Consider the following 20,812-nt stretch of genomic DNA (forward strand, 5'->3'; position numbering starts at 1 on the left):
CCAGGTTCGAGGTCACGACGTCCCGGGGCGTCGTCATCTCCCACGTCAGCGGGGATTCGCTAAGCTGGATTGATGATTCCGCACACGGCGCTGAGCACAGAACTGTCCCTGGACTACCTTGCGGTGGCTGAAGAGGACAGGGACGGATGTCTGCGGCTGCTCGAAGGCGAGATCAGCCCCGCGGCCGCAGTGGTGCAGGCGTTCCTTGCCTCCCGGCTCGGCAGCGCGGACGCCGCGGTGCCGGAACTCGGCACGCCCGGCCTTCCTGTCACGGAGAACGACTGGCTGGAGGGAATGCTCCGCTTCGTCCCGGCGCTGCAGGCCTGGCACGCCGAACTGGACATCCCCGACGCAGTCACACGGGACACGCTGGCCGATTTTGGCCGCAACCTGGCCATCAACCGCAGGGTCCACGGCCGCTTCGGCATGGACACCTGGAAGTGGCTCACGCATCACTTCGCCGGCCGGCTCTTCGCCCTGGGCCGCCTGCAGTACCTCATCCACCAGCCCGCCGCCCCCATTCCCGGTGTCGCCGACGGCGGGTGGATCCTGGGCGTCCACATCCCCGAGGACGGCGGTCTCGGCACGGCGCCCGTCGCCGAAAGCCTGGCGGCGGCCCGGCCGTTCTTCGCCACGCACTTTCCCGAAAGACCCGTCCGGACCGCCAACTGCGAGTCCTGGCTGCTGGACCCGTACCTGGCCGCGCACATCGACACGTGGTCCAACATTGCCCGCTTCGCCGCCCTGTTCACCCCGTACGGCACCCCGCACAATGAACCAACCGACGCCGTCTACTTCACGTTCCGCACCCGCAGCATGGAAAACCTCTCCTCGCTTCCCCGTACGACGGCGCTGCAACGGTTGGTCCTCGACCGCATCGACGCCGGGGGTGCCTGGCAGGTGGGCTGCGGTTACCTGACGCTCCCCTGACCCCGGTCCGGCTGCGGTAAACTTGGGAGTTGGCGTTTTGCCCGCCCGGCCGGCTCCTGCGCCGCCGCCCACACCCGCGGTGACGCACAGGGTGCCAGGCGCGCCCAGGGCAAGCCACGCCGTCGTCCATTCCAGCACCCCCAGAAAGTAGTCTTGTGTCCTCTCCGGTCCAGTCCCCCGCCCGTGCCTCGGAAATCACCGGCCAGGCGGGCCGGCGCCGCACCTTTGCGGTGATCTCGCACCCGGATGCCGGAAAGTCGACCCTGACCGAGGCCCTGGCGCTGCACGCCAAGGTCATTGGCACGGCCGGGGCCACGAATGGCAAGTCGAACCGGCGCGACACCGTCTCCGACTGGCAGCAAATGGAGAAGGACCGCGGCATCTCCATCAGCTCCGCCGCCCTCCAGTTCTCCTACCGCGACACGGTCATCAACCTCCTGGACACGCCCGGCCACGCCGACTTTTCCGAGGACACCTACCGGGTGCTGGCGGCGGTCGACTGCGCCGTCATGCTCGTGGACGCGGGCAAGGGGCTGGAAACGCAGACCATGAAGCTCTTCGAGGTGTGCCGCCAGCGAAACCTGCCGATCATCACCGTCATCAACAAGTGGGACCGGCCCGGCCTGGACCCGCTGGAGCTGATGGACGAGATCAGCGAACGCACCGGGCTGGCGCCCATGCCGCTGACCTGGGCCATCGGGATTGCCGGGGACTTCCGCGGCGTGTGGGACATCCAGCGCAACGAGTTCGCCAAGTTTGCGCGCAACAGCGCCGGCGCGCACATCGCCCTCACCGAATACATGACGCCGGAACAGGCCGCCGTCTCCGAGGGCGGCGCCTGGCAGGACTCCATCGACGAAGCCTCCCTGGTGGTGGACACCGATGCCCCGCTGGACCTGGAGGCGTTCTACTCCGGCAGGGCCACGCCGCTGCTGTTCTCCTCGGCGGCGCTGAACTTTGGTGTCAAGCAGATCCTGGACACGCTGGTGGACTACGCGCCCCCCGCGGCCCCCCGCCCCGACGTCACGGGCAGCACCCGGCCCGTGGAGGCCCCGTTCTCCGGCTTCGTCTTCAAGGTCCAGGCCGGCATGAACCAGGCCCACCGCGACCACGTCGCCTTCATCCGCGTCTGCTCCGGCATGTTCGAGCGCGGCATGGTGGTCACGCAGGGCCGCACCGGAAAGTCGTTCGCCACCAAGTATGCGCAGCAGGTGTTCGGCCGTGAGCGCGAGGTGATCGACACAGCGTTCCCCGGGGATGTCGTCGGCCTTGTCAACGCCTCGGCCCTGCGCGTGGGCGACAGCCTGTTCGTGGAGGAACCGGTGGAATACCCGGCGATCCCGCTGTTCGCGCCAGAGCACTTCCAGGTGGCCCGTTCCAAGGATCCCAGCAAGTACAAGCAGTTCCGGCGCGGGATCGAGCAGCTCGAGCACGAGGGCGTCATCCAGGTGCTCCGCTCCGACCTGCGCGGGGACCAGGCGCCCGTGCTCGCCGCCGTCGGCCCCATGCAGTTTGAGGTCGTGGAGGACCGGATGCTCCACGACTTCAACGCGCCCATGCGCCTGGAGCGCCTTCCCTACTCCCTCGCCAGGCTGACGACAGCGGACGCGGAGGCCGTGCTGGGCGCCGTCCACGGCGCTGAGGTGCTTGAGCGCAGCGACGGGGAGTTCCTGGCGCTCTTCAACGACATCTGGGCCATGCGCCGGGTGGAAAAGAACCACCCCGACCTGCCCCTGGCCGAGATCGGCACGGCCAGGGAGTAGCCCTCCCGCCCTGGCTTGGGGCTAGTTCTCCTTGGCCACGCGGTTGACGTCCGCGGCGGCAATGTCGCGCAGCTCGTGCAGCTGGTCAAGGCGTGCCTGGGTGATCTTTCCGGCGTTGAAATCCGTGGTGGCCTGGGCCAGCTGGCGGTTGGCCTCCTCGAGGTTGTCGTGGGCCAGCTGCAGCGGGTTTGTGTAGTCTGATTCGCTCATATCGGCATCATTGCACCGATTGCCGCGGCAGGCCATCATCGCCGCCTTTGTTTCGCGCGGCGCGTCGCGGCGGTTCGTACTGGCGGGTCGCGGCGGGCACCTTCGTGCTTTCTACGGCGCGGCGCCATACCCCGACGGGAGCGCTTTCTGGCCCGGGCATGCGCCGAGCACCCGCGCCATGGCGGACTTTTCCGCCGGGGTGACCCAGAGCCGGTAGGCCGCCTTGACCGAGATCTGCCGGGCGACATACTGGCAGCGGAATTTCCTGTCCGGCGGCAGCCAGGTGGCGGCGTCGCCGTCGGATTTTTCCTGGTTCGCCGCTCCGTCCGCGGCCAGGAGGTTCAGGGGGTCGTTCGCCAGGCTGTGGCGCTGGACGGGAGTGAGCTGCTGGGCTCCCGTCTGCCACGCATTGCCGAGGGCCACCACGTGGTCGATCTGCACCGCGCCGCTGGTGCCGGCCCCGCGATGAAACTCAATGGTGTGGCCCGTGTAGGGCTCGGCGAGCCTGCCCGCCTTGACCACGCACAGCGACCCGGCTTCGAAGGTGGTGTGTTGCAGGTCGCGGCGCAGGACGTCGTTGCGGGTGTCGCAGCCGTTGGCGTCGGCGTCCATCCACGCCTCGCCGAAGGCAGTCCGCTGGTAGCCGGTCTTCGGCGCACGCCCCTTGACCGGCAGGGTTTCCAGGACAGCCAGGGCCGTCGCCGTGCCAAGCCTGACTACGGGCGTTCCCAGGCCCGGAGGCGGGATGCTGACGGTGGGAGGCGGACCGGCGTCGGGCTCAAACGGCCACCGGCCGCTGGCGTGGAGCCACCCGCCGACTGCCACGGCAAGCAGCACGAGCAGGGCCGCCGCGGCCTTCAGCAGGCGTCGTTCCGGGGTCCTGCCGGCCGCACCCCCGGTGCGGCCGGCAGCACGGGAGCTGCCCACTTCCGGCCCGATTCCGCGCCCGTCCGGCCCGTAGCCGCCGCGGTCCTGGCCCGCGCGGTCCTGGTCCGGGCCGTTGAAGGATGGCCGCGCAGCCCGGCGGGCTGCGGCCACCACTGCATGCCGGGCCATGAACCTCCCCTTCCGCCTGCCCCGCGGGGCCATGCCCGTGCAGGCACGGCCGGAACGGGCAGTGCCTGCCCACCATGGTTCGAGTCTAGGCATCCGCCCCGCGCCCTGCCGGAAGTTATCCACAGCTGGCGCTGCGCCACGTCGTGGTCGCCGGGGCCAAGGTCAGCCGGTGAGGGCCTTGAACATGATGTGCAGCCCCACCGGCCCAAGGACAGGGTGGTCGAAGGCATTGGGAATCGTCGTCATGATGTCAAAGCCCAGCGATTCCCACAGGTAGACGGCCCCGGTGTTGGACTCAACCACGGCGTTGAACTGCATGCCGCGGTAGCCGTCCGCCCGGGCGGAATCCAGGACATGGTGGGCCAGCAGCCGTCCGTAGCCCTTGCCCTCGTGGTCCGGGTGGACCATGAACGACGCATTCGCGATACGGCTGCCCGCGCCGGGGAAGTTGGGGTGGAGCTGGGCGGTGGCCACAATCATCGGTGGCGACTCCCCGCCGGTTTCCTCCGTGACCACATAGGTGCGGGTCATGCGCGGGGAGGTTCCGGCGTCATGCGTGGAAGCCGCAGGAGTCGCGGGAGTGGCGGGAAGCCACGCCGCGCGCATCGACTCCCCGGTGGAGTCGACGGGGAACGTATACGTTTCGCCGGCCCGGACGGTGGGTTCCATGACGGCCCAGATTCCGGGCCAGTCGGCGGCGGCTGCCTCGCGTATCAACATGCCCGCCAGTCTACGCACCCGCACGCCCGCGCCGCGCAAACGCATTACGGCGGGTGAAAGGATAGGGCAGCCTGTACGCCGGGTTTTGTCGTCCGGCGCAGTTTCCCGCGCCGGAGAGGCAACCATCCATCTACGAACGCCGTTGCCGACGCCCTCCAGCGGCCTACCCAGGCACTCGGGCGGACAGCCCTCAGTCATGCCCTGTCTGGCCTTGCTCCGGGTGGGGTTTACCTAGCTTCCCTGGTCACCCAGGGAACTGGTGGTCTCTTACACCACCGTTTCACCCTTACCCGCGCCGGCCGGAGCCGTGCGGGCGGTCTGTTTTCTGTGGCACTTTCCTGCGGGTCACCCCGAGTGGGCGTTACCCACCACCCTGTCCTGCGGAGCCCGGACGTTCCTCGAGCCGCTTGCGCGACGCGCGGTTGCCCAGCTGCCCTATCCTGTGGCCAAGTCTACAGGCCGGGGGGCCCCAAACGAGCGAAGCGAGTTTGGGGAGGCCTTCAGACGCTACAGGCCGGTGAGGCGGCACCGGCGGCGAACCTGGCCGCTGCAAGCCATGCACGGCGCCGGACGCCGGCCATGCGCGTTGCCCTATGCCAGCGCCGGGGCCGGCTGGGCGCCCGGCCGGTCGGCGGGCTGGGCTGCGGGGGACGCGCCGTCGAGCGCGGGGAACTGGCGCGGGTGGACGCCGGCCATTTCCTCCATGACGCGGACCACCTGGCAGCTGTAACCGAACTCGTTGTCGTACCACACGTAGAGCACCAGGTTCTTGTCCGTGCTGATGGTGGCCAGCCCGTCCACGATGCCGGCCCGGCGCGAACCCACAAAGTCTGTCGAGACCACTTCCGGGGAGTCAATGTAGTCGATCTGCTTGCGCAGGCCCGAGTTCAGCGACACGTCGCGCAGGTAGGTGTTGACCTCGTCCTTGGTGGTGCCGTTTTGCAGCGTCAGGTTCAGGATGGCCATCGAGACGTTGGGGGTGGGGACGCGGATCGAGTTTCCGGTCAGCTTGCCTTCGAGCTCGGGCAGCGCCTTGGCGACGGCCTTGGCGGCGCCGGTCTCGGTCAGGACCATGTTCAGCGCGGCGGAGCGGCCGCGCCGGTCGCCCTTGTGGAAGTTGTCCGTCAGGTTCTGGTCGTTGGTGAACGAGTGCACTGTTTCCACGTGGCCGTGCACAATGCCGAACTTGTCGTTGAGGACCTTCAGCACGGGCGTGATGGCGTTGGTGGTGCAGGAGGCCGCGGTGACGATCGTGTCCTCGGGCAGGATGGTGCCGTGGTTGATGCCGTGCACAATGTTCTTCAACGTGCCCTTGCCGGGGGCCGTCAGCAGCACGCGCGCTACGCCGGTGCTTTGCAGGTGCTGCGAGAGGCCTTCCTCGTCGCGCCAGCGGCCGGTGTTGTCCACCACCAGGGCGTCGTGGATGCCGTAGCTCGTGTAGTCGATCGTGGAGGGGCTGTCCGAGTAGATGACCTGGATGGCGATGCCGTTGGCCTGGATGATGTTGCGGTCCTGGTCCACGGTGATGGTTCCGGTGAACGGGCCGTGGACGGAGTCGCGTCGCAGCAGGCTGGCACGCTTGGTGAGGTCGGCGTCGCCACCCCTGCGCACCACGACGGCGCGCAGGCGCAGGCCGTGGCCGCCGCCGGAGTGCTCGATGAGGATGCGGGCCAGCAGGCGGCCGATCCGCCCAAAGCCGTAGAGGACCACGTCGGTGCTGGTGCGCTCGTCCGCGCCGTAGCGGTCCACGACGTCGGCCAGCTCCGCGCGCAGGAACGCCTCCAGGCTGGTCTCGCTGGAGGCCTTGAATCCGGCGTTGAGGCGCGCCAGGTCGAGGGAGGCGGCACCAAGCTGAAGGGTGACGAGGGTTTCCAGGAGGGGGAGCGTTTCTGCCAGGGAAAGTTCGACGTCGTCGATCTGGCGGGCGAAGCGGTGCGCCTTAAGCAGATCGATCACGGACTGGTTGATCAGCGACCGGCCGTGGATGCTGGTGATCACGTTGTTTTCGCGGTACAGGCGGCCGATGAGCGGAATCATGGTTTCGGCGAGGGTCTCACGCTGTATCCAAGTGTCCAAAGCGGCGTCGCTGTTCAATGAAGCGTCGTTGAGCGTCACGAAAAATTACCTTCCTGGCCTAAAACACCCTTGGTTCAAGCCAAGATCATTCTAGCCAAGGCAGGGGAGGAACAAGCGAGTTCAGTGCCGCACTTCACTAGACCGGTCTATCCCCAGGTCCTCCCACCCCTCGCTTCGCTCGCAGCGGGCCCGGCGAATTGGACGCGAATCGGCCGCGAATTGGACGCGGCACGGATGCCGGTATGCTCGCAAGGTGTTGATATTGCTGCCCCCGTCCGAAGGCAAGACCCCCGCCGATGCCGGAGAGCCGGTGGATCTGGGGCAGCTGCACTTTCCCGAACTGACGGAGGCCCGCCAGGAGGTTGCCGAGGCGCTTGCCACGATGTCCGCCCGGGACGATGCGCTGGCCCGCCTGGGCGTCGGTGCCTCCCTCGCCCGCGACGTCCTGCGCAACACGCGCCTGGGGGCCGAACCGGCGGCGCCGGCCCACAGCATTTACACCGGCGTCCTGTACGACGCCCTTGGCTACCACACCATGACGGCCACGCAGAAGCGCAAGGCGGATGCCGGCGTCGTGGTTGTCTCGGGATTGTGGGGGGCCGTGGCCTTCGCCGACCGGATTCCCGCCTACCGGCTGTCCATGTCCGTCGGCATGCCCGGCCTGGGCAAGCTCGCCAGCTACTGGAAACCGAAGCTGGGCGCCGCGCTGGAGGGGCATGCCGCGGGGCAGCTGCTGGTCGACTGCCGCTCGAGCACCTACGCGGCGGCGTGGACGCCCCCGCCGGAACGGACCGTCGCCGTGAACGTCTTCACCGAGCGCGACGGAACGCGCAAGGTGGTCTCACACTTTGCCAAGCACACGCGCGGCGAACTGGCCCGGCACCTGCTCACGCGCCGCGGCAAGGCACCGGAAACCCCGGCCCAGCTCGCCAAGGCGGCCGGCGAAAGGTGGGCCGTGGAACTGGTCCCCGGCACGCCGCGCAGGCACCACACGCTGAACATCATCCTGGCGGACTGACTCCCACCCCGACGGCGACCCGTCATGCGCAGGCCGGGCAACCGCGGTCGCGCCGGTCACTGCCTGGCGCGGCTCACGCACCGGCGGTCGCGCATGAGAGGACATGCGCAGTTTATATTTCCGGAACGGCCACCAGCTCCACCTCGAAGCCATCTGCATTCTCCAGGTAGGCCGCGTGGTGCCCTGATCCGCCGGCGTAGGGGTGCCTGTCGGCGAACATCAGCACCCAGCCGTGGCGCAGCGCGGCCTGGGTGATGGCGTCAGCGTCCGACGCCGGTCCGGCGGCGAAGGCGAGATGGTTCAGTCCCGCGCGGCGGCGTTCATGCGGGCCGGAAACGTCCGCGCCAGCTTCCAGCACGATATTGTTCGCCTGCGCCTCGCCAGCTGCCGCCATGGCCCCACTCTGAAGCCAGGGCATGGCCCAGCCGTTCCATGAGCCAGCCAAGTGTAAACGTGGCACGGGTGTAGTCCGGGACCCAGATTTCGACGTGGTGCAACCGGCCCCGCAACGCCAACGGGGTTTCGACAGGCTCAACCAGCGGGACACCGCCGCCGCGCTCGGCGGCCGGCGCCTACATCCACTCGGGAGAGCGGACCAGAATGGCGCCGGAGTCGGGGCAGAACACCACGTCGTCAGGGGCGGAGCCCGTGATTTCAGCCAGGTCGCCCGGGCTCAGCTGCATGCCGGAGCCCTCCGACGTGCCATGGAACAGCCGGGCCGCGCCCACGCCGTATTTGGCCAGTGTGCGGTCGTAAATGGCCAGCAGCGCCGCGTCGAAGGTGGCGGCCAGTTCGGCCCGTTCCGCGGCGGTGGCGTCGCGCTCCATGCGCAGCGCCCCGAGCTGGCCGCGGATCTCGCCCACCACACCGTCCAGCACCGACTGCATCTGGTCCACGAGTGCCTGCTGCGCAGCCAGGCGGGCCTTGGCGTCCTCGAGCGCTTCCATGGCCTCCAGCTCAACGTCCTCAAGGTCGCTGCGGCGCCTGCTCAGGGACTCGATGTCGCTTTGCAGCGCGACCAGGTCCTTGGAGAGCCCGGTGCCGCTGTTGAGCCTCGCCTCGTCCTTGGCGATGCGGGCGGTGACCTGGGCGACGTCGTCCTCGGCCTTGGTGAGCTTGCGGGACAGGTCGCCGACCTCGGTGTCGATGACCACCAGGTCGCTCTTGGCCACGGTCACGCCGCCGTGCAGGTCGGGCAGGCGCGGATCGTCCTTCAGCACCTTGGCCTGGGCATCCAGGGCCCGCAGCTTGGCGTCCAAAACCTGAATGTCCAGCAAACGCATCTGTTCCGCCGGTGCGGCCTTCGCCATGTGCTTCCTCCTGTTTGAGAGCCAATAAGGTCAAATGGCTTGCTGACAGCCTAGCGCCCGAGGGAAGGCGCTAGTTCCCGGGCGTCAAGATGAAATCCCACGGGTCCGTGTTGGTCTGGCTGACGGCCAGCTCAGCCTCGAAGCCCTGATCCGCCAGCACGTTGGCCAGGGCCTGCGCGGCCACGGGGAGCCACAGCCATTCGCTGGCAAAGTGGGACAGGTCGATCAGGTACGGCCTGCCGTCCGTGCTGGATTCACGGGCCTCCGACGCCGGGTGGTGGCGCAGGTCGGCCGTGACGTACACGTCCGCGTCCGATGCCCGGACGGCGTCGAACAGGCTGTCCCCGGCACCGCCGCAGACGGCCACCCTGCGCACCAGTGCGTCGCGGTCGCCTGCCACGCGCACTCCCCCGGCCACGGCGGGCAGCGTCAGGAAGATCCGGGACGCCAGCTCGCCCAGCTTTTCAACGCCCGGCAGCATCCCCACGCGGCCAATCCCCTCCTCCACGAGGCCGTGCGCGGCGGGCATCAGGGGCGAGACTTCCTCCAGGCCCAGCGCATCGGCGAGCACATCGGAAACCCCGCCTACGGCACTGTCGCCGTTGGTGTGGATGGTCAGCAGCGCGCAGCCGCCCTCGATCAGCCGGTGCACGGCGCGGCCCTTGCCGGTGGTGGCGGCCACGGAGTTCACGCCCGCAAGCAGCAGCGGGTGGTGGGTGACCAGCAGCTTGGCGCCCCACTCAAGGGCTTCGTCGATGACCTCCAGCGTGGGGTCCACGGCGAACATGATCCGGTCCACGTCCGCGTCCGGCCGCCCGGCAACGAGCCCAACGCGGTCCCAGTCCTCGGCGAGCGATTCGGGCCACAACTCCTCAACCGCCAGCAGCACCTCGGACAGCACAGGGGTGACCAGCTCATCCGAGGCGGCCTCCCCGCCGTCCGGGATCCCCAGGCCCGACGCCGGCACCGCCTCGGCCGGTTCCGGCGCCTGTGCGCCGGGTTGCCCGGGCGGCCCCGCGGCGGGTTCAGGGGCAGGAATGGGTGCGGCTGCGGGAACGCTTCCCAACGCGGCGGCGGGGAACTGCTCCACGTGTTCGGCAGGCTCTGGCGCCCCCGCCGGTTCGGCCGGTTCCACCGCCCCGGCATCGTGCCCACCCTGGCGGGGGACGGCGTCGCGCCCGGAACCGGGTGTCGGATTATCTGCATCCTCGCTCATCTTTCCAGCTTAGCCGTGGAGCGCCCGCCGGGATGCCCCGGGAATCAAATGCGCGGGCGGCGGCTTATAGATCAATGTGAAGACTTTTGTATTGGGCGGTGGCTGCTTTTGGTGCCTCGACGCCGTGTACCAGATGACCAAAGGGGTGAAGTCGGTGGTGTCCGGGTACACCGGCGGCGCCATTCCCAACCCCAGCTATGAGCAGATCTGCTCGGGCATGACGGGGCACGCCGAGGTGGTCTCGGTGACGTTCGACGAAGACGTGATCCCCGGTGACACCATCCTTGACATGTTTTTCACCCAGCACGACCCCACCACGCTCAACCGGCAGGGCTACGACACCGGCACGCAGTACAGGTCCTCGATGTTCTACAAGAACGCCGAGGAGGAGGCTTTGTTCCGGGCGGCGATTGTGCGCAACCAGCCGAACTGGCGGGACCCGATCGTTACGGAGGTCTCGCCGCTGGGGCACCTGTACGTCGCGGAGCACTACCACCAGGACTTTTACGCCCAACGGCCCGGCGTGGGATATTGCCAGGTCATTATCAACCCCAAGATTGCCAAAGTCAGAAAACATTACGCCGAGTGGCTGACCGCGTAGAATCCGCACCGGGCGCCCCGTTACGCTGGCGTTTGACACAACTGGGCCGCGCCGACCGGCGCCCACACACTTCACGAACAGGACCAACCATGGGACGCATTTACGACAATGTTACGCAGCTGGTGGGCGGCACCCCGCTGGTGCGGCTGAACCGCCTGTCCAAGGGCCTCAAGGCGACCGTGGCGGTCAAGCTGGAGTTCTACAACCCGGCCAACAGCGTCAAGGACCGCATTGGCGTGGCCATTGTGGACGCCGCCGAGGCAGCCGGCGAGCTGCGCCCGGGCGGGACCATTGTCGAAGGCACCTCGGGCAACACCGGCATTGCGCTGGCGATGGTGGGCGCTGCCCGCGGCTACAAGGTCATCCTGACCATGCCGGAGACCATGTCCACCGAGCGCCGGGTCATGCTCCGCGCATTCGGGGCGGAAATCGTTTTGACGCCGGGCTCGGAAGGCATGCGGGGCGCGGTCGAGAAGGCCAAGGAGATCGTGGCCAACACGGAAAACTCCATCTGGGCCCAGCAGTTTGCCAACAAGGCCAACCCGGAAATCCACCGCACCACCACGGGCGAGGAAATCTGGGAAGACACCAACGGCGCCGTGGACATCCTGGTGGCCGGGATCGGCACCGGCGGCACCATCACCGGCGCCGGCCAGCTGCTCAAGTCCCGCAAGCCGGGCGTGCAGGTGGTGGCTGTGGAGCCCATCGACTCCGCCATCCTCAACGGCGGGGCGCCGGGGCCGCACAAGATCCAGGGCCTGGGCGCGAACTTCATCCCCGAGGTGCTGGACCAGGGCATCTACGATGAAGTCCTGGACGCGACCTTGGAGGACTCCGTGGCCGTGGCCCGCGCGCTTGGCACGCAGGAAGGCATTCTCGGCGGGATTTCCGCCGGCGCCGCAGTGTGGGGCGCCCTGGAGCTGGCCAAGCGCGAGGAGAACGCCGGTAAGCTGATTGTGGCCGTGGTCCCCGACTTCGGCGAACGCTACATTTCAACCGTCCTGTATGACGACATCCGCGGCTGACACGCACACTGAAAGAAGTCTGTGGGATTTTTCGCAAGATTAAGTGAGGACCTCGAGGCCGCCCGGTCGCATGACCCGGCGGCCCGCGGTTCCGCGGAGAACTTTTTCGTCTACTCGGGCCTGCACGCCATCTGGGTGCACCGGCTGACGCACAGGATGTGGGCCAATCCGGCCCTGCGCTTCCCGGCCCGCGCCCTGTCGCAGCTGGCACGCTCTTCCACCGGCATTGAAATCCACCCCGGCGCCACCATCGGCCGGCGATTCTTCATCGACCACGGCATGGGCGTCGTCATTGGCGAGACCGCCGAAATTGGCGACGACGTCATGATCTACCACGGTGTCACGCTCGGCGGCCGCTCGCTGGCCAAGGTCAAGCGTCACCCGACCATCGGCAACCGCGTCACCATCGGGGCCGGCGCCAAGGTCCTGGGCCCCATCCACATTGGCGACGATTCCGCCGTTGGCGCCAACGCCGTCGTGGTCAAGGACGCCCCGGCCAACTCCATCCTCACCGGCGTCCCCGCCACGTGGCGGCACCGCGACTCCAAGAAGGAAATGGCGCCCGCCGTGGACCCGGCGGAGTACATCGACCCCGCCATGTGGATCTAGGCCCCGCCGCAATCAGGCCCGGCGGCCTCCACCCCGCTGCCTGGGGCAGGAGCTAACCGTGGGACACCGCGGCTCCCGCCCCTTCATGGACGGTCCGCCACACGGTATCCAGCGACAACTCCAGGGCCATGGCGAGCATCGCAACAGTGGAAAAGGACGGTGTCGGCACCCTGCCGCTCTCGATTTTTCGCAGCGTCTCAGGCGAAATTCCGGCCGCCAGCGCAACGTCAAGCATCGGCCGTCCACCTCGCGCACGCCTCAGCGTCTCCCCCAGGAGCTTGCCGCGCATGATTTCTTCCGGGGACAACGGTAAACGGACCATGGCTCCATCATACCGGTATAGTATTACCGGTATAATCATTGGAACCCTGGAAGGCACCTCCTTGATCGAAATCCTCACCCCCGCGGAGCTTGCACGCGCCAGGAAGAGCGGGCAGTTTGTTGCCCGCGTGCTCACGACGCTTCAGGAACGGGTTGGAGTCGGCACGAATCTCCTTGACGTCAATGACTGGGCCGCCGAAATGATCGCTGGGGCCGGGGCCACGTCGTGCTATCTCGACTATGCGCCATCGTTCGGCCGCGGCCCGTTCGGGCACGTCATCTGCACCTCGGTCAACGATGCCGTGCTGCACGGACTGCCGCACGACTACGCCCTGCGTGACGGGGACCTGTTGACGCTGGACTTTGCCGTGTCCCTGGGCGGCCTGGTGGCGGACGCCGCGGTGAGCTTCATTGTGGGGACGCCGCGCGGCCAGGAGGACAGGCGCCTCATTGACACGACACGGGCCGCCCTGGCCGCGGGTATCGCTGCCGCCCGGCCGGGGGCACGGGTCGGGGACATCTCCCATGCCGTGGGGAACGTCCTCTCGTCCGCCGGGTACAGCGTCAACACCGAGTTCGGCGGGCACGGGGTTGGCTCCACCATGCACCAGGACCCGCACATCCCCAACAACGGCCGCCCCGGCCGCGGTTACGTCCTGCAGCCGGGCCTGGTCCTTGCCATCGAGCCCTGGATCATGGCCGACACCGCAAACCTCATCATGGACCCCGACGGCTGGACGCTCCGTAGTGCCACGGGCGCGCGAACCGCCCACACCGAACACACGGTGGCCATCACGGAAAACGGGCCGGAGATTCTCACGTCCATCCCTGATTGACAGGACGCGGCGCGGTGCGGGCGCGCCGGGAGCCAAGCCATCCGCGTCGTCCCTTCAAAAACCATGACGCAGTAGTTGCCGAATCCTCGCGGATTTTCAGCAACAACTGCGCCACGGATGGGACGGCTAATGCGTGTCGACCGCGCTGACTTCGCTCTTGTCGCCGCTCCACTGCGTGTGGAAGGTGCCCCCGACGTCGACGCGGTTGTACGTGTGTGCGCCGAAGAGGTCGCGCAGGCCCTGGGTCAGGGCGGCGGGCAGGCGCTTGCGGCGCAGCCCGTCGTAGTACGCGAGCGAGGAGGAGAACACCGGCACCGGGATGCCGAGTTGCACGGCGGCGGAAACCACGCGGCGCCAGGCCGGCAGAACCTGGGCGATTTCCGCGGCGAACGCCGGCGCGAACAGCAGGTTGGCCGGCTTCTCGTCGGCGGCGTAGGCCTTGGTGATGTCCTTGAGCAGTTCGGCGCGGATGATGCAGCCGCCGCGCCACAGCGACGCGATCTCGTCCAGCTTCAGGTCCCAGTTGTACTCGACAGCGGCGGACTGAAGCATGTCGATGCCCTGCGCGTAGCTGATGAGCTTGGAGGCGTAGAGTGCCTGGCGGACGTCCTCGACGAAGTCGGCGCCCAGCTCAACGGGAAGCTCGTGCCCGGCCAGGACGTCCTGGGCGATGGCACGCTGGCCGCGCTGGCTGGAGAGGCCGCGCGCAAACACGGACTCGGCGATCGCGGAGATGGGCGAACCCAGGTCCAGGCCGGACTGGACCGTCCAGCGGCCCGTGCCCTTCTGGCCCGCGGAATCCACGATCACGTCAACCAGCGGCTTCCCGGTCTTCGCGTCGACGTGGCCCAGGACCTCGGCCGTGATTTCGATCAGGAAGGAGGCCAGCTGGCCCTCGTTCCACTTGGCGAAGATCTCCGACTGGGCGGCCGGCTCGATCCCGGCGGCGCTGCGCAGCAGGTCGTAGGCCTCGCCGATGACCTGCATGTCGGCGTATTCGATGCCGTTGTGGACCATCTTGACAAAGTGGCCCGCGCCGTCCGTTCCAATCCAGGCGCAGCAGGGCTGGCCGTCGACCTTGGCGGAAATCTTTTCCAGCAGCGGGCCCAGGGCGTCGTAGGACTCCTTGGAGCCGCCGGGCATGATGGACGGGCCCAGGAGCGCGCCCTCCTCGCCGCCGGAGACGCCGACGCCCACGAAGTGGAGGTCCTTCCTGGCCAGGTCCGCCTCGCGGCGGCGGGTGTCCTGGAAGTTGGAGTTGCCGCCGTCGATGATGATGTCGCCCGGTTCCATGAGCGGCACCAGCGCATCGATCACGGAGTCGACCGGGCCGCCAGCCTTGACCATGATGAGCACGCGCCGGGGCTTCTCGAGGGACTCGACGAGCTCGGCCATCGTCTCGGTGCGAATGAAGTCGCCCTCGTCGCCGTGTGCCGCCAGCAGGGCATCCGTCTTGGCGACGGAACGGTTGTGCAGTGCCACGGTGTATCCGTTGCGGGCCAGGTTGCGGGCCAGGTTGGCACCCATTACGGCCAAGCCTGTTACGCCAATTTGTGCGGACATACTTTCCTCCATTGGTGGGAACACGGGGTCTGCCTCAGCTTATCCTCGGACGGCGGCGCATCCCATCCCAGGCGGCCGCAAGTCCAGCAATGTTGCACTGCTGGAACATCTGTTCAGATTCCGCCAACTTTGCACGCACGACGCCGGGCCGGCCGCCGGGCCGGGCACCCGGCGTGGTGCCCCTCAGGCGCCGAAGTCCAGCAGAACCTTGCCGGACACGGCCGCGTCGCGGGCCACTGCAAAGGCGGCCAGCGCCTGGGAGACCGGGAATTCATGCGTGACGACGGGGTCGGTGTACAGGGAGCCGTCGGCCAGTGCGGCGATGACCTCGTCAATTTCGCCGTTGAAGCGGAACGAACCCACCAGCTCCAGTTCCCGCGTGATGGCCAGCGAGACGGGCACGGGCTGCGGCCCGGACGGCAGCAGCCCCACCATGACCACGCGGCCGCCACGCACGGCGCCGTTGATCGCGGAGGCCAGGCCAAAGCGGTTGCCGGAGGACTCAATGACGACGTCGGCCTCCACGGCCGCGATCGCCGCCGCGTCATCACCCTTGAGCACGGCGTCGGCACCAACCGCGGCGGCAATTTCCAGCGGCTTGTCAAACATGTCAACGGCCGTGATGTGGGCCGCCCCGGCGCGCTTGAGGACGGCGACGGCCAGCGTGCCGATGGGGCCGGCGCCGACCACGAGGGCGCGCTTTCCCCGCACGTCCCCGGCCCGGGATACCGCATGCCAGGCCACGCTTGCCGGTTCGACAATGGCGGCCCGGCGCAGCGAAAGTTGCGCGGGCAGGGTGCGCAGCATCCGCCCGGGCAGGTTCGCATAGCGCAGGAAGGCCCCGTCGGTGTGGGGGTGGCGGGCGGCGCTGCCGAGGTAGGTGCAGCCCGGGGACAGGTTCGGCCGGTCCGCGGGGTAGCGGGCCGCGCCGGGTCCTGGCGTTGCCGGGTGGACGGCCACCGGCGTGCCCGCGGCGGGCCCGGTGCCGTCGTCCGCGGCGCGTGCCACCACGCCCACCACTTCGTGGCCCAGCACCATCGGCTCCAACAGGAGCGACTCCCCCGCGGCGCCGTGCAGCCAGTAATGGAGGTCGGACCCGCAGATGCCGCCGTAGGCGATTTCAACGACGGCCTCCCCGGGTGCCGGCTGTTGGAGCGCGACGTCCTCGATGCGGAGGTCGTCCTTGCCATGGGCCACCACGGCAGGGGCGCTGGCGGGCAGCTCAAAAGTGTGTGTCATGGTTTCCGTTCCCTTAAACAACTACCGTCATGCCGCCGTCGATGAAGATGGTCTGGCCATTGACAAAATTGGATGCCTCGGAGGCCAGCCATACCGCCGGTCCCACCAGGTCCTGCACGGTCCCCCACCGGCTCGCCGGCGTGCGGCCCAGGATCCAGGAGTTGAACGCCTGGTCATCCACCAGGTTCTGCGTCATTTCCGTGTGGATGTAGCCGGGGGCAAGGCCGTTGATCTGCAGCCCGCCGGACGCCCACTCGGCGGTCATGGCACGCGTCAGGTTGCGCAGCCCTCCCTTGGCCGCCGTGTAGGCGCCGATGGTGGGCCGGGCCAGGTCCGCCTGAACGGAACAGATGTTGATGATCTTGCCGTGTCCGCGGGAGAGCATGCCGCGGGCGGCCTCGCGGCCCACGAGGAAGGCGCTGGTCAGGTCGGTGGTGATGACCCGGTCCCAGTCCTTGACGTCCAGGTCCAGCAGCGGCACGCGGTGCTGGATGCCGGCGTTGTTGACCAGGATGTCCAGGGGGCCCACGTTCGCCTCGACCCAGGAGATGCCCCCGGCCGCGGCGGCGTCGCCCGTGACGTCGAACGCGCGCGAGCGGATCCGGCCCGGCGCGAAGTCCGGTGCCATGGCGGCCTCCGCGGCCGCGAGGCGCCCGGCGTCGAGGCCGTTGAGCACCACTGTCGCCCCGGCCTCGGCCAGGCCGCGGGCCAGCGAGTTGCCGATCCCCCGGCTGGAGCCGGTCACGAGGGCCACCCGGCCGGTCAGGTCAAACATTCCAGTCATCCAAGAAATCCTTTTCGTTGTTGAAGGCAGCCGGCGGGTGCGGCGGGGGTCAGTTAGGTGTGCGGCTGCAGCCGGGCGATGCTCTCGCGCACCACTGCCAGGTCCGCGTCGCCCAGCCCCTGGTCCTTGAGCGTGCCGTAGAGCTGGTGGGCGGCCGTGGCCATGGGCACCGCGGTGCCGGCGGCTGCGGCGCTCTCGAGCACAAAGCCCAGGTCCTTGTGCATGAATTTCGCCGGCCCCGTGGGGGTGTAGTCCTTGGCGGCAATCCGGGACCCCACGATGTCCAGCACCCGGCTCCCGGCCAGCCCTCCGCCCAGCACCTCGAACAGGGCGCCGACGTCCATGCCCGAGCGTTCGGCGAGCTCGGCCGCCTCGGCGAGGGCCGCCGTCGTGGTTCCGACCAGCAGCTGGTTGCAGGCCTTGGCGAGCGAGCCCGCGCCGAGTTCCCCGAGGCGGCGCACCGTGGACCCCATGGATGCCAGCACGGGCCGGATGCGCTGGAAGTCCTCCTCGCCGCCGCCGGCCATGATGGCGAGCGTGCCGCTCTCCGCCCCCACGGTGCCTCCGCTGACGGGGGCGTCCAGCACCACGGCATTTCCGCCGGCGGCCTCGCCGACCCGCGCACCGAAGTCCCGCACGCCCTCCGGTGACACGCTGCTCATGACCACGACGGCGGTCCCCGGCTTGGGCGGGCAGGTGCGCCATGCGCCGAGCAGGGGTTCGGCTGCGGCCTCGATGAAGGGGAGGTCCGGCAGCATGAAGATGATGACGTCCCGGTCGCGGAGGCCATCAATGGCGCGAGCCGTCGCGGCACCCCGGACCGCCAGCTTTTCAACGGCCGCGGCGGAGCGGTTCCACACTGTCAGGGGCCAGCCTGCGTCCAGGAGCCGGGCGGCCATGGGCGCGCCCATCAGGCCCAGTCCGGCAAAGCCTACCGCCATGGCCCCGTGCGCCGGGGCGGAACCCTGTGTCATGGAATTACCGGTCCTCACTGCCTTGTGGTGGCTGTCGTCATGTTTGTTCAGTATCCTATCCACAATTCAGTATGATGAACACCATGACTCACAATAATCTCACCGCTGCGATTGCCGTCCCCCTCGAAGCCGGGCATGTGGAGAGCATCCGGTCCGCCCACCCCGCCGTCACCGTGCGCTACGAGCCGGAACTGCTGCCGCCGGAGCGCTTCCCCGCGGACCATGCGGGCGATCCCGTGTTCCGGCGGACGCCGGAGCAGGAGTCGCGGTACTGGGACATGCTGCGCGGCGCGGACGTCCTGTACGGCTTCCCGAATGAGAGCGCCGCGGGGCTGGCCGAGATCGCCGCCAGCGGCAAGGTGCAGTGGATCCAGGCCATGGCCGCCGGGGCCGGCGGAGCCGTCAAGGCGGCAAACCTTCCCGAGGCGCAGCTGCGGCGCATTGCCGTCACCAGTTCCGCCGGCGTGCACGGCCTCCCGCTGGCCGAGTTCGCCATGATGGGCGTATTGAACGGCTTCAAGCGCTCAGCCGAGATGGCCGCCGACCAGTCCGCCAAGCACTGGCCGGAGCTGCGCACCCCCACCCGCCTGGTCAGCGGTTCCACCGCGGTCATCACGGGCCTGGGCGAAATCGGCATGGAAACCGCCCGCCTGGCCCGCGCAATGGGCATGCGCGTCAGCGGCACCAAGCGCACCATAGAGCCGGTCGACGGCGTTGACACCGTCACCGACACCGCCGGCCTCCCCGGGCTGCTGGCCAACGCGGACGCCCTCATCAACACCCTTCCGGGCACGCCGTATACGGAAAAGATGATCAACGCGGAGATTTTCGCGGCCATGAAGCCGGGCACCGTGCTGGTCAACGTGGGCCGCGGGACCGTCGTCGACGAGGACGCGCTGCTGGAGGCCCTGGACAGCGGCCAGGTCTCCTACGCCTGCCTCGACGTGTTTGCCGTGGAGCCCCTGCCCGCGTCCAGCCCCCTGTGGGAGCACCCGCGCGTCATGGTCTCCCCGCACACCTCAGCGCTGAGCGTGGCCGAGAACCGCCTGATCGCCGAACGGTTCATCGAGAACCTGACGCGCTTCCAGGCCGGCGAGCCGTTGCTGCACGTAGTGGACCCGGTCCACTTTTACTAAGCCTTGATCCACCGATCCGGTTTGGGGGCTGGCTGGTTCCTGAATTCTGGTGAATTTGGGATTTTGGGCAGGGGTGGGGCCGGCCTCGCTGCCGGTGGTGTTCCACTTTTGGTTCCTGGTTGTGCCGGGGTCCGGCTGGTTGACGGGTTTTATGCTGCTTGTGGTGGTGCGTGTGTGGCGGTGAAGAGGTTCTCCCACTCGGTTTGCCATGGCCACGCATCGGGCAGATGGAGACGTTGGCGTCTGGCGCTGGAGGCGATCCGGGCGGGGACGTTGATGGGCTTGGTGCGGATCGTGCCGGTCCTGGCCTTGGCGAACATGCCCTGGGCGAGGATCCCAGCGGTGCGGGTGAGGTTGTAGGCCATGACAGCGGCGACCAGCCAGGCGGAATTGGCGGCGAATTTCCCTGAGGGCAGGTGCGCCAGGGCGCTGTCTTTCAGGTCGGCGTTGACTTGCTCGATCCGGGCATGCTTGCGGTGGACCTTGTCCGCAGCCACCGTATCGAGCGTGGCGGCTTTGACGGTGGTGAAGAACGCGTGGAAGCGGTGCGTGTCAAAGAGCGTCGGCTGGTCCTGGCCGGCCTTTGGGTTCAGCTCCGGGATGCGGCGCACGACCAGGCGCCCGGGGATCCGCTCGCTTTTCTTGCGGGAGGAGAACGCGGTGAAGGGGATTTCGGCGACCTCGGCGGCTGACACCCACGCCTGGCTTTCTTCGTCGTAGACGGCGTTGGTGTACTGGATCGGCGTCCACGCATCCGCGTCGATGGCGGTGATGGCTCGTCTTACTGCCGGGTTCATCGGCACCGTGACGGAGACATCGGCCCCGCCGGCCAGGGCGGCACTGACTGCCGGGTGTCCGTAGTAGGCCGAATCAAAACGACACAACACCGGCCCGGCAGTAGTGGTGCGTTGGAGGGTGCCCAACGCTTCGGTGACGAACTTCTTGGCCCCGCGGGCGGAGTTCGCGGCCCCCTTGCGCAGGCGTTGGCCAATGATGACCGGGGCCGTGTCTTCCCGGGAGGCGGTGGCCAGGACGGCGTTCAGGCCCCGGACTCCGGAATAGCCGTAGCCTGAGCCCTGCTTCAGGTACCCATGAACCTCGATGATCGTGTCGTCCACGTCAACGAAGATGAAGTCCTCCCCGGAGGAGGTGCCGAACAGGGGCGCGTTCCGTGCCAGGCTGATCAGAAGCCGGGAGGCGACAGCATCAAGTTGCTTCACATGCCCGAAGGTGAAGGCGCGCAGGAACGATCCCAGCGTTGACGGGGCGTAGCACCCCTGGAAAGTCTTCTTCATCCCGCCGTGGCGCAGCAGGGCCATGTCATCAATCGAATCGGCACCGGCGACCATGCCCGCCACCAAGGCCGCGACCTTCAACCCGGCGTTCGCCCCTTTGTCCGTGTAATCCCGAATTCGGGATTAGGCG

20 protein-coding genes, 1 other RNA gene and 1 pseudogene are annotated in these 20,812 nt (G+C 68.3%); 8 read left to right on the plus strand and 14 right to left on the minus strand.

All coding sequences use genetic code 11. From position 1 onward, the window contains the following. The first annotated feature begins 72 nt into the window (after positions 1-72). Together G6034_RS13125 and G6034_RS13130 are read left to right on the plus strand one after the other, a co-directional pair. Positions 73-930, plus strand: coding sequence for an acyltransferase domain-containing protein (locus G6034_RS13125; protein ID WP_176635557.1), 858 nt, complete (start codon positions 73-75; stop codon positions 928-930). A 155-nt stretch (positions 931-1,085) separates the two neighbouring features. Continuing rightward, positions 1,086-2,693 carry a peptide chain release factor 3 gene (locus tag G6034_RS13130; RefSeq protein WP_176635558.1) on the plus strand — a complete coding sequence of 536 codons (1,608 nt, stop codon included), beginning with the start codon at positions 1,086-1,088 and terminating at the stop codon, positions 2,691-2,693. A gap of 21 nt (positions 2,694-2,714) precedes the next feature. Here G6034_RS13130 and G6034_RS13135 read toward each other — a convergent pair whose 3' ends face one another. From G6034_RS13135 to G6034_RS13155, 5 genes are all read right to left on the minus strand, one after another. After that, positions 2,715-2,903 carry a hypothetical protein gene (locus G6034_RS13135; protein WP_176635559.1) on the minus strand — a complete coding sequence of 63 codons (189 nt, stop codon included), beginning with the start codon at positions 2,901-2,903 and terminating at the stop codon, positions 2,715-2,717. A 111-nt stretch (positions 2,904-3,014) separates the two neighbouring features. After that, positions 3,015-3,959 (minus strand): HNH endonuclease family protein, encoded by a 945-nt coding sequence (locus G6034_RS13140; protein WP_176635560.1) that lies wholly within the window; start codon positions 3,957-3,959, stop codon positions 3,015-3,017. 162 nt (positions 3,960-4,121) lie between these two features. After that, positions 4,122-4,679, minus strand: coding sequence for a GNAT family N-acetyltransferase (locus G6034_RS13145; RefSeq protein WP_176635561.1), 558 nt, complete (start codon positions 4,677-4,679; stop codon positions 4,122-4,124). A gap of 58 nt (positions 4,680-4,737) precedes the next feature. Further along, an RNA gene (gene rnpB, locus G6034_RS13150) (RNase P RNA component class A) lies at positions 4,738-5,117 on the minus strand. A 153-nt stretch (positions 5,118-5,270) separates the two neighbouring features. Continuing rightward, a complete protein-coding gene (locus G6034_RS13155) occupies positions 5,271-6,794 on the minus strand; it encodes a glyceraldehyde-3-phosphate dehydrogenase (protein ID WP_343038049.1) in 1,524 nt (507 codons plus the stop codon). Positions 6,795-7,008: 214 nt separating this feature from the next. Between G6034_RS13155 and G6034_RS13160 the strand changes: the two genes are divergently transcribed. Continuing rightward, complete coding sequence (locus G6034_RS13160) at positions 7,009-7,773, plus strand: peroxide stress protein YaaA (RefSeq protein WP_176635562.1); 765 nt, start codon at positions 7,009-7,011, stop codon at positions 7,771-7,773. Between the two features lie 112 nt (positions 7,774-7,885). Here the strand turns inward: G6034_RS13160 and G6034_RS13165 are convergent, their stop codons facing one another. The 3 genes from G6034_RS13165 to G6034_RS13175 form a co-directional block, all read right to left on the minus strand. Next, positions 7,886-8,167 carry a VOC family protein gene (locus G6034_RS13165; RefSeq protein WP_246295808.1) on the minus strand — a complete coding sequence of 94 codons (282 nt, stop codon included), beginning with the start codon at positions 8,165-8,167 and terminating at the stop codon, positions 7,886-7,888. Positions 8,168-8,345: 178 nt separating this feature from the next. Continuing rightward, a complete protein-coding gene (locus G6034_RS13170) occupies positions 8,346-9,083 on the minus strand; it encodes a zinc ribbon domain-containing protein (RefSeq protein WP_176635563.1) in 738 nt (245 codons plus the stop codon). A gap of 70 nt (positions 9,084-9,153) precedes the next feature. Continuing rightward, positions 9,154-10,029: a Nif3-like dinuclear metal center hexameric protein gene (locus G6034_RS13175; protein ID WP_425485527.1), complete on the minus strand. Its 876-nt coding sequence runs from the start codon at positions 10,027-10,029 to the stop codon at positions 9,154-9,156. Positions 10,030-10,375: 346 nt separating this feature from the next. Between G6034_RS13175 and msrA the strand changes: the two genes are divergently transcribed. From msrA to epsC, 3 genes are all read left to right on the plus strand, one after another. After that, on the plus strand, positions 10,376-10,900 hold the full coding sequence (msrA, locus tag G6034_RS13180) for a peptide-methionine (S)-S-oxide reductase MsrA (protein WP_176635565.1): 525 nt from the start codon (positions 10,376-10,378) through the stop codon (positions 10,898-10,900). 89 nt (positions 10,901-10,989) lie between these two features. Continuing rightward, positions 10,990-11,925 carry a cysteine synthase A gene (gene cysK, locus G6034_RS13185; RefSeq protein WP_176635566.1) on the plus strand — a complete coding sequence of 312 codons (936 nt, stop codon included), beginning with the start codon at positions 10,990-10,992 and terminating at the stop codon, positions 11,923-11,925. Between the two features lie 21 nt (positions 11,926-11,946). Continuing rightward, on the plus strand, positions 11,947-12,534 hold the full coding sequence (gene epsC / locus G6034_RS13190) for a serine O-acetyltransferase EpsC (protein WP_176635567.1): 588 nt from the start codon (positions 11,947-11,949) through the stop codon (positions 12,532-12,534). A gap of 52 nt (positions 12,535-12,586) precedes the next feature. On the opposite strand, the gene G6034_RS13195 is transcribed toward epsC, so the two are convergent. Continuing rightward, entirely contained in the window at positions 12,587-12,856 is a 270-nt protein-coding gene (locus G6034_RS13195; protein ID WP_176635568.1) for a helix-turn-helix domain-containing protein, read from the minus strand. A gap of 61 nt (positions 12,857-12,917) precedes the next feature. Here G6034_RS13195 and map point away from each other — a divergent pair, with 61 nt between their 5' ends. Next, positions 12,918-13,691, plus strand: coding sequence for a type I methionyl aminopeptidase (gene map / locus G6034_RS13200; RefSeq protein WP_176635569.1), 774 nt, complete (start codon positions 12,918-12,920; stop codon positions 13,689-13,691). Between the two features lie 126 nt (positions 13,692-13,817). Here the strand turns inward: map and gndA are convergent, their stop codons facing one another. From gndA to G6034_RS13220, 4 genes are all read right to left on the minus strand, one after another. Further along, entirely contained in the window at positions 13,818-15,254 is a 1,437-nt protein-coding gene (gene gndA / locus G6034_RS13205; protein ID WP_176635570.1) for an NADP-dependent phosphogluconate dehydrogenase, read from the minus strand. Between the two features lie 183 nt (positions 15,255-15,437). Continuing rightward, entirely contained in the window at positions 15,438-16,493 is a 1,056-nt protein-coding gene (locus G6034_RS13210; RefSeq protein ID WP_176635571.1) for an L-idonate 5-dehydrogenase, read from the minus strand. A gap of 13 nt (positions 16,494-16,506) precedes the next feature. Then, positions 16,507-17,277 (minus strand): SDR family oxidoreductase, encoded by a 771-nt coding sequence (locus G6034_RS13215; protein WP_176635572.1) that lies wholly within the window; start codon positions 17,275-17,277, stop codon positions 16,507-16,509. 53 nt (positions 17,278-17,330) lie between these two features. Then, positions 17,331-18,251 (minus strand): NAD(P)-dependent oxidoreductase, encoded by a 921-nt coding sequence (locus G6034_RS13220; protein ID WP_246295810.1) that lies wholly within the window; start codon positions 18,249-18,251, stop codon positions 17,331-17,333. A gap of 71 nt (positions 18,252-18,322) precedes the next feature. Between G6034_RS13220 and G6034_RS13225 the strand changes: the two genes are divergently transcribed. Then, positions 18,323-19,387 carry a D-2-hydroxyacid dehydrogenase gene (locus tag G6034_RS13225; protein ID WP_176635573.1) on the plus strand — a complete coding sequence of 355 codons (1,065 nt, stop codon included), beginning with the start codon at positions 18,323-18,325 and terminating at the stop codon, positions 19,385-19,387. Between the two features lie 149 nt (positions 19,388-19,536). Here G6034_RS13225 and G6034_RS13230 read toward each other — a convergent pair. Next, positions 19,537-20,787: pseudogene (locus G6034_RS13230) on the minus strand (IS1380 family transposase); the annotation flags it as partial. Positions 20,788-20,812: the final 25 nt, after the last annotated feature.

This window comes from Arthrobacter wenxiniae (assembly GCF_013376105.1).
Lineage (GTDB): Bacteria > Actinomycetota > Actinomycetes > Actinomycetales > Micrococcaceae > Specibacter > Specibacter wenxiniae.

Coding starts and splice junctions, on each gene's coding strand:
- G6034_RS13125 (WP_176635557.1), top strand. CDS start 73: ATGATTCCGCACACGGCGCTGAGCACAGAACTGTCCCTGGACTACCTT.
- G6034_RS13135 (WP_176635559.1), bottom strand. CDS start 2,903: ATGAGCGAATCAGACTACACAAACCCGCTGCAGCTGGCCCACGACAAC.
- G6034_RS13140 (WP_176635560.1), bottom strand. CDS start 3,959: ATGGCCCGGCATGCAGTGGTGGCCGCAGCCCGCCGGGCTGCGCGGCCA.
- G6034_RS13145 (WP_176635561.1), bottom strand. CDS start 4,679: ATGTTGATACGCGAGGCAGCCGCCGCCGACTGGCCCGGAATCTGGGCC.
- G6034_RS13165 (WP_246295808.1), bottom strand. CDS start 8,167: ATGGCGGCAGCTGGCGAGGCGCAGGCGAACAATATCGTGCTGGAAGCT.
- G6034_RS13170 (WP_176635563.1), bottom strand. CDS start 9,083: ATGGCGAAGGCCGCACCGGCGGAACAGATGCGTTTGCTGGACATTCAG.
- cysK (WP_176635566.1), top strand. CDS start 10,990: ATGGGACGCATTTACGACAATGTTACGCAGCTGGTGGGCGGCACCCCG.
- G6034_RS13195 (WP_176635568.1), bottom strand. CDS start 12,856: ATGGTCCGTTTACCGTTGTCCCCGGAAGAAATCATGCGCGGCAAGCTC.
- gndA (WP_176635570.1), bottom strand. CDS start 15,254: ATGTCCGCACAAATTGGCGTAACAGGCTTGGCCGTAATGGGTGCCAAC.
- G6034_RS13210 (WP_176635571.1), bottom strand. CDS start 16,493: ATGACACACACTTTTGAGCTGCCCGCCAGCGCCCCTGCCGTGGTGGCC.
- G6034_RS13215 (WP_176635572.1), bottom strand. CDS start 17,277: ATGACTGGAATGTTTGACCTGACCGGCCGGGTGGCCCTCGTGACCGGC.
- G6034_RS13220 (WP_246295810.1), bottom strand. CDS start 18,251: ATGACACAGGGTTCCGCCCCGGCGCACGGGGCCATGGCGGTAGGCTTT.
- G6034_RS13225 (WP_176635573.1), top strand. CDS start 18,323: ATGATGAACACCATGACTCACAATAATCTCACCGCTGCGATTGCCGTC.